This is a genomic window from Brachyspira pilosicoli (assembly GCF_019402445.1).
Taxonomy (GTDB): domain Bacteria; phylum Spirochaetota; class Brachyspiria; order Brachyspirales; family Brachyspiraceae; genus Brachyspira; species Brachyspira pilosicoli_B.
Genome location: NZ_SRZM01000243.1, coordinates 1 through 7,248 on the forward strand (window position 1 = coordinate 1; position 7,248 = coordinate 7,248).

A 7,248-nucleotide genomic window follows, 5' to 3' on the forward strand; every position below is an offset into this window, starting at 1 on the left:
ATATAATATATTTTAGAATATTTTCAAATTTTAGTATACATAATAATTATATAATTATTATAATACTAGTGTTTTTGTTAAAAATAATTTTATAATAAATAATTTCATAAGTTTTATATATTATATATATATAAGTTATAAATATATATTTTAAGTATATGTAAAAAAAATAATTAAATTAAAAATATAGTCGATATTATATTATAGTTTAAAGTAGGTAAAATATTATGAGATATATATTAATAATGATGTTTTTGTTTTGTGTGAATTTGTTTAGCCAATACGCGACAAATGATGCCTATACACCTCCGCAAAATAATAATAATACAGCAACAACAGAAGAAGAAAGTTATATAACTAATGATTCGGTAGTAGGAAGAAAACCCGCAGTAATCAATGTACCTATCACAGGATTTAAAAATATAAAATTAGGCTCCACAAGAGAAGATACAATTAGAGCTATATTAGAAGATAATACTATGATGCTTCCTAAAGAATATATGCTTAATACTAATGGTGTAGATTTGGCTTCTGAAGAGAGTGCTACTTTTTTATCTCTAGAAGAGAATAAGTTTTATAAGAGCGGATATTTTATTTTTAAAGATGATTCATTATATTCTATTACTATATATTTTCAGCCCAATCAGGTGGATTTTTTAGAATTATTATCTTCTATGTCTGCTAAATACGGCAAGGGAGCTTTTTTGGATGCGGAAACTGTTTCTTGGCAGAATGGGGACAATAGGATTATATTAGAGCGTCCTAGTATTGTTAAATATCTCAATATGAATAATATTACAACTACCTCACAAACTAGAATAAGAGAGAAAGAATCCATACCTCCTCAAAATAATAGAAAAGAGATATTGGAAGGGCTTTAATTTTTATGAATAATATTTTAACAATTTTTTTATTTGTTTTATTTAGTTTATTTGGCTCATTTGGTTTGTTTGTTTCTTGCGGGAGTGGCAGCGAGAAAGTAGAAATTATTTTAAGCGATAATGAAAACAAAGAGGCTGTTGAGATAAAAAATTATGATGAAGATGCATTAAAAACATCAGCTTTAAAATCTTTAGAAGAGTTTTTATCTTTACCTTATGATGAAGAGAGCGTAAAGATGGCCTATGATAATTTTTATTCATCTAGCTACAAAGAAGTTTTAGCTAAGACACGTAATGTAAAAAATGCAGATGAATATGTTGCTTCTAATCCTTCATTAGATTTTGAGTTTGAAACAAAGATAGATAAAGTTTATGGTATAAAGCTTGAAGGTAAAAATGCTTATATAGATGTTGGTACTTCTGTTTATGATAGAGTAAATAAATCCACAGCAAATATGAGGCAAACATTTATTATGGAGCAAGAAAATAATAAATGGGTTATTAATTGATTTTGTAAACTTTATTAGTTAAATCATCAATATATTAAAATCTATATAAAAAAGTATTAATTTAAAAAAATATTAATGAAAATCATAATATTCCGAAAATATTAACATAATATTATATTTAGGAGTTTAACCTTGAAAGAGCCAATAATAGCTGGTGTAGATATCGGCACTTCATCAATAAAAACTGTAATAGCAAGGGTTAATGAGGATAAACTTGATATTATAGGTATAGGGGAGAGTGAGAGTGACGGCATTAGAAAGGGTATTATAGTAAATATAGATGCTGCTGCTGATGCTATAGAGAAATCTATCAACAAAGCAGAAGATATGGCAGGTCTTCAGGCTCCTGATGTTATAGCTACTATAGGCGGCGACCATATAAAGGGTATGAATAGTAAAGGGGTTATAGGTGTTAATACAAAAGATAAAGAGATAACTCCATTAGAAATAGAGAGAGTATTAGAAAGTGCGAAAAATGTTCGTTTGCCTTCAGATATAGAGATTATAGAAACTATAGAACAGGAATATTCTTTAGACGGTCAAGATGAGATAAAAAACCCTATAGGAATGTCTGGCACAAGATTAGAAACTAAGGTTCATCTTATCACTGGACTTAAATATGTAAGTGAAAACTTAAGAAGAACTTTAAATAAAATGAAGTTTAGCGGCAAAGATTTTATAGTAAGCGTACGCGGAAGTGCTGAGGCTTGTCTTACAGAAGATGAAAAAGAGCTTGGGGTGGTTGTGTTTGATATAGGGCATTCTACTACATCACTAATGGTCTTTTTGGAGGGTTCTGTTTGGCATACTGCTGTTATACCTATAGGAAGTCAGCATATTACAAACGATATAGCTGAGGGGTTGAGAGTAACTATACCTACAGCAGAAAAATTAAAATGCGAATATGGATGTGCATTTATAGATATGGTTGGTGATAAAGAGATAGTTGAAGTACCTACTACAAACGGCAAAACTAAAGCTATACCGAAGAAGTTTTTAACAGAAATTATACAGGCTAGAGTAGAGGAAATATTAAGTTTATGCGGCAAAGAATTATCAAAGATGAAGTATATAGATTCTTTATCTGCTGGTATGGTGTTTACAGGAGGAGGAGCATTGCTTCCTGGTTTGGTAGAATTAGCTAAAGCATATCAAAGCACAGTAAAAGGAGCTATGCCTATAACAGCAAGAATTGGAGTTCCTAATAATATTTACGGCATTACAGATATTGCTAATAACCCTGCATATTCTGCAGTTATTGGTATACTTATGATGAGTTTAGACGAGGCTACTAAAGTTAATATCCCTAATGCTAAAAAGACAGGCGATAAGAAAAAATTTAAGTTTAATATAAAAAAATCATTGATGGAGTTTTTTAAATAAATTTATATAATTATTTAATTAAATTATAATAAAAAATATGATTAGCAAATAAGTTCTGTTTTGTATTTTAATTTAAAGATTATGTCAACTAAAATTACACATTATTTTTATAGATTTAGCTATTTTTATTAAATCTACTTGACAAATTGGGTAATTTAGTGTATAAAATACTATTATTATGCTTATTAATTAGTACAAGGAGTGCAATAAATTATGAAAAAGTTATTCGCAGTATTAGCTTCTATTTTTGTTGCTGCATCTGCTTACGGTGTAACAAATTCAACTTTAATTGACTTTGCTATAACAGGTAATGCTGATAACTTGCAGCCTGCAGGAGATGATACAAATGAAGTAATTTCTGTTCAGCAAAATCTTTACAATGATAATTGGGTAGTATGGTTAAATGAATCTGCTAGATTAACAGAAAATCGCAGGAATTCATATGTTACTAACGTAGATAGTAAAGGTAATAACGGTGCTTGGGAAGCAGGAAAAGTTCTTGGTGTAAGAGTACATTTCCCTTTACAATCTTGGAATAGCTATGCTTTAGTAAAACCTGCTTTTCAGCTTGAAATGTATGGTGGAACTGATGGTACAAAATATACAGACGGTAAAGGTGTAGTACACAATGTTGGCGAAATTAAATCTATTAGTTCTTGGGTATATGGACGTAATTATTTAGTTAGCTATTTTGTAAACTTACAAAACGAATTAGGTGAATTAAAATCTTATCCTATGGGTGCTCTTTACTTCAGTGGTTGGAGACAATTAAAATGGGAAAACAGAGAATATTTAGCTAATGTTCGCGACAGAGTATTAGTAAGAAAACCTCTTTATCCTAGAATGATTCCTTCTGTAAAATTAGATTCTTTAGGTTTCTATAGAACTAAAGATACTCAAGGTGGCGATTTCATTACTTATGTTAAAGACGTAACTATGGAATATGACGTAGTAGTTGTTGATTTCGAAGAAGATATCGACGATGAAGCTACTTGGCAGTTATTAAAAACTGAAAACGAAAGAAAACAAGCTATTGAAAATGCTAGAGTTCGTGAAGCTGCTGAGTTACAAGAATTAGAACAAAGAAGAATTAATGGCGGCGATGCTCAGCAACAAGATACTGCTGCAGCTCAAAATACACAAACTGAAGAAACTGCTGCTCAATAATAAATAAGCGAGTTTTTGAAAGTTTTTTTAAGGGGAAGCAAATGTTTATGTTGTTTCCCCTTAATTATATTCTTTGTATTCTTTGATATTTATATAATCTTGTTTAAGGATTTATTTATGAAATTAATGAATGAACCTATTTTAGATAGAAATAATTCTTTATATATTTGTATAGATTTACAAGGTAAACTATTGGCTGCTATAGATAATTTAGATACACTTATAAAAAAGTCTAATATATTGCTTAAAACTTCTGAAATATACGATGTACCTGTTTTAGTTACTGAGCAGTATCCTAAAGGTTTAGGTAATACAGATGAGAGGGTAATACTTCCAAAACATCATAAATTATTTGCTAAGACTAATTTTAGTGTATTTGCTAGTGAAGATTTTGTTGAGGAGTTTAATAAGTTAAATAAAAAGAACATTATAGTATTTGGAGCTGAGACACATGTATGCGTATATTATAGTGTTTATCATTTGCTTCAAAATGGGTATAATGTTTATGTGGTTGCTGATGCTTGCGGTTCTAGAACTGATAATGATAAGCAAATTGGTTTGGAGCAGATGAGAAAATTGGGGGCTAATATTATAAGTACAGAGATGGTTCTTTTTGGATTTATAGAGGGTTCAAAAGTGCCTAATTTTAAAGATTTAAGTAATTTATTAAAAAACTAGTAATATTTTATAATAAGGAGAATAATTATTATGAGAAGAAAACTTATAGCTGGTAACTGGAAAATGAATAATACTAACAAAGAGGCTTTGGAGTTAGTAAATCAGTTAAAAGATTTAGTAAAAGATGTTAAAGACAGAGATATTATGATAGCACCTACTTTTACTTGCTTGAGTGATGTTAATAATGCTATTAAAGGAAGCAATATAAAATTAGGAGCACAGAATTTATATTTTGAAGAGAAGGGTGCTTTTACTGGTCAGATTTCTGCTGATATGCTTTTGTCTGTAGGATGTGAATATGTTATAGTTGGTCACTCTGAATGCCGTGATATATTTGGTGAAAAAGATGAGCTTATAAACAAAAAAGTAAAAAGAGCTTTAGATAAAAATTTAGTTCCTGTTTTATGTGTAGGTGAGCATTTAGAAGAGAGAGAAAAGGGAATTACTTCTGATATAGTAAGCAGTCAAGTAAAAGAGGCTTTCAAGGGTTTAAGTGAAGCTGAGGCTAAAAAGGTTGTTATAGCTTATGAACCTGTTTGGGCTATTGGTACTGGTAAGACTGCTACTCCTCAAGATGCTGATGATGTACATAAAACTATAAGAGACACATTAAAGTCTATTTATAATGAGAATGTTTCTGAGGGTATGATTATACTTTACGGCGGAAGCGTTAATGAGAAGAATGCTGATGATTTGCTTAATATGCCTAATATAGATGGTGCTTTAGTTGGCGGTGCTTCTTTGGTTGCTGATAAGTTTGCTAGAATAGTTAATTATATAGCTAAGTAAATTATTAAATAATTTTTATTTGCTTAGGGGGGATATAAGTCCCCCCTTGTTTTATTTTTTCATTTGTATTATTATAGTTACAATATAATTTATGGGTTTATAAATGAAAAAAGTTATTTATATTTTTTTGTTATTTTCTTCTTTGCTCTTTTGTCAAAATATAGATATATCAAAAAAAGATTTTTATTTTCTTAAGGGAAATATTGGTAATACTCCTATAAGTATGTATTTATATATAGATAATAATAATAATCTTTCAGGTAAATATTATTATGATACTATAAAGCAAATTATTGAGATAAAGGGTAGTATTAACGGAAATAGTTTTCATCTTGATGAGAGTATTAATGATAGAGTGATAGGTTCTTTAGACGGAGAAATTACTAGTGAAATGGTTTTTACTGGTAATTGGGTTTCTGCTGACAAAAACAATACTTTTAGTTTTTCTTTTTATATAGACAATAATTATCCTATAAATAAAATTAGGTTTATAAATGCTAGTTTAGATATTAAAGATGATAATGGTACTTTTGAATCTAGCAGAGATGCTGTTATTATTGGAAATGATAAAAACATAAAAGCAATAAATAGAATATCTTTAGACATTGATGAAACTAAATCTATAGAAGAAGAAAATATTACAACTACGCTTAATAATTTAATTTCATCACAATATAATACTTGGAAAGAAGCTATTAATGATAAGTTTAATATGCAAAGAAATATTGAAGTATCGTTTATAGATGAGAACATAATATCATTTTCTATATATAATTATTCTTATGCAGGCGGTGCTCATGGCATATATAATATTCAGCCTAATATATATTTAATATCCACTGGAAAGAGAGTTGGGTTAAGTTTATCAGAGCTTATAGATGATGTTGCTGATATTGATTTAATTAATTTAATGCGTATAAAACTTACAGAGAATATGTCAGAATCTGATTTCTTTGATTTTAATAGTATTACATTAAGCGATACATTTGACATTACTCCAACGGGTATAAAGTTTATATGGCCTGCTTATAAGATATCTGATTATGCTCATGGTATTATTGAAATAGAGTTTAGATATTCTGAATTAAAGCCTTTTGTAAAAGAAGATTCTGTGTTTATGTATTTATTTGAGTAGGTGAGTTGTTTTATGAATGATAAAGATATACACCCTATAATGAAAGAGCTTACAAAAGTTACTAAGTCTATGCCTATGCCTGTAGTAACAGAGATAAAGCTTATTACAAACAGAGATGCTTATAAAATATTAATTTCTACTATGCTTTCTCTTAGAACGAAAGACCCTACAACAAGAGATGCTTCAATGAGGCTGTTTGAAAAGGCAGGTAGTGCCAAAGAGATGATAAAGCTTACAGAAGAGGAGATTGCTAAACTTATTTACCCTGTAGGTTTTTATAATGTAAAGGCAAAAAATATACTTGAAGTTTCTCATATGATTATTAATGATTATAATGGGGAAGTACCTGATGAGATAGATGAGCTTTTAAAACTCAAAGGTGTAGGTAGAAAGGTTGCCAATTTAGTAGTTACAGAGGCTTTTGATAAAGACGGCATATGCGTTGACACTCATGTACATAGAATATCAAATAGATTTGGTTACGTTCACACAAAGACACCGGAAGAAACAGAGTTTGCATTGAGAGAGAAGTTGCCTAAAGAATATTGGCGAGTTTACAATGACACATTAGTTGTTTATGGACAGAACTTGTGTAAGCCCATTAGTCCTTTATGCAGTGAATGTACAGTTTCACAGTATTGCGACTATTTCAAGAACAAGAAATAAAATTTTTATGTTTTTATTATTTGCAGGGCTTTGCCCCCTG

Annotated in this window: 8 protein-coding genes; all 8 read left to right on the forward strand. The window is 29.5% G+C overall.

Annotation, left to right across the window (positions count from 1 at the left end):
* The first annotated feature begins 227 nt into the window (after positions 1-227).
* The 8 genes from E6A48_RS08205 (at position 228) to E6A48_RS08240 (ending at position 7,208) form a co-directional block, all read left to right on the forward strand.
* Positions 228-881, forward strand: coding sequence for a hypothetical protein (locus E6A48_RS08205; protein ID WP_219709606.1), 654 nt, complete (start codon positions 228-230; stop codon positions 879-881).
* Positions 882-886: 5 nt separating this feature from the next.
* Positions 887-1,390: a hypothetical protein gene (locus E6A48_RS08210; RefSeq protein ID WP_219709607.1), complete on the forward strand. Its 504-nt coding sequence runs from the start codon at positions 887-889 to the stop codon at positions 1,388-1,390.
* 132 nt (positions 1,391-1,522) lie between these two features.
* Positions 1,523-2,773, forward strand: coding sequence for a cell division protein FtsA (gene ftsA / locus E6A48_RS08215; protein WP_219709608.1), 1,251 nt, complete (start codon positions 1,523-1,525; stop codon positions 2,771-2,773).
* A 213-nt stretch (positions 2,774-2,986) separates the two neighbouring features.
* Positions 2,987-3,940, forward strand: coding sequence for a flagellar filament outer layer protein FlaA (locus E6A48_RS08220; RefSeq protein ID WP_219709610.1), 954 nt, complete (start codon positions 2,987-2,989; stop codon positions 3,938-3,940).
* A gap of 117 nt (positions 3,941-4,057) precedes the next feature.
* Complete coding sequence (locus E6A48_RS08225) at positions 4,058-4,618, forward strand: hydrolase (RefSeq protein ID WP_219709612.1); 561 nt, start codon at positions 4,058-4,060, stop codon at positions 4,616-4,618.
* 27 nt (positions 4,619-4,645) lie between these two features.
* A complete protein-coding gene (gene tpiA / locus E6A48_RS08230; RefSeq protein ID WP_219709618.1) occupies positions 4,646-5,407 on the forward strand; it encodes a triose-phosphate isomerase in 762 nt (253 codons plus the stop codon).
* Between the two features lie 103 nt (positions 5,408-5,510).
* On the forward strand, positions 5,511-6,542 hold the full coding sequence (locus E6A48_RS08235) for a PdaC/SigV domain-containing protein (protein WP_219709614.1): 1,032 nt from the start codon (positions 5,511-5,513) through the stop codon (positions 6,540-6,542).
* 12 nt (positions 6,543-6,554) lie between these two features.
* Positions 6,555-7,208: an endonuclease III domain-containing protein gene (locus E6A48_RS08240; RefSeq protein WP_219709616.1), complete on the forward strand. Its 654-nt coding sequence runs from the start codon at positions 6,555-6,557 to the stop codon at positions 7,206-7,208.
* Positions 7,209-7,248 lie beyond the last annotated feature (40 nt).

Excerpts from the sequence above, each read along its gene's own strand:
- E6A48_RS08235 (WP_219709614.1), top strand. The coding sequence starts at position 5,511 with ATGAAAAAAGTTATTTATATTTTTTTGTTATTTTCTTCTTTGCTCTTT.
- E6A48_RS08225 (WP_219709612.1), top strand. The coding sequence starts at position 4,058 with ATGAAATTAATGAATGAACCTATTTTAGATAGAAATAATTCTTTATAT.
- E6A48_RS08205 (WP_219709606.1), top strand. The coding sequence starts at position 228 with ATGAGATATATATTAATAATGATGTTTTTGTTTTGTGTGAATTTGTTT.
- E6A48_RS08240 (WP_219709616.1), top strand. The coding sequence starts at position 6,555 with ATGAATGATAAAGATATACACCCTATAATGAAAGAGCTTACAAAAGTT.
- E6A48_RS08210 (WP_219709607.1), top strand. The coding sequence starts at position 887 with ATGAATAATATTTTAACAATTTTTTTATTTGTTTTATTTAGTTTATTT.
- E6A48_RS08220 (WP_219709610.1), top strand. The coding sequence starts at position 2,987 with ATGAAAAAGTTATTCGCAGTATTAGCTTCTATTTTTGTTGCTGCATCT.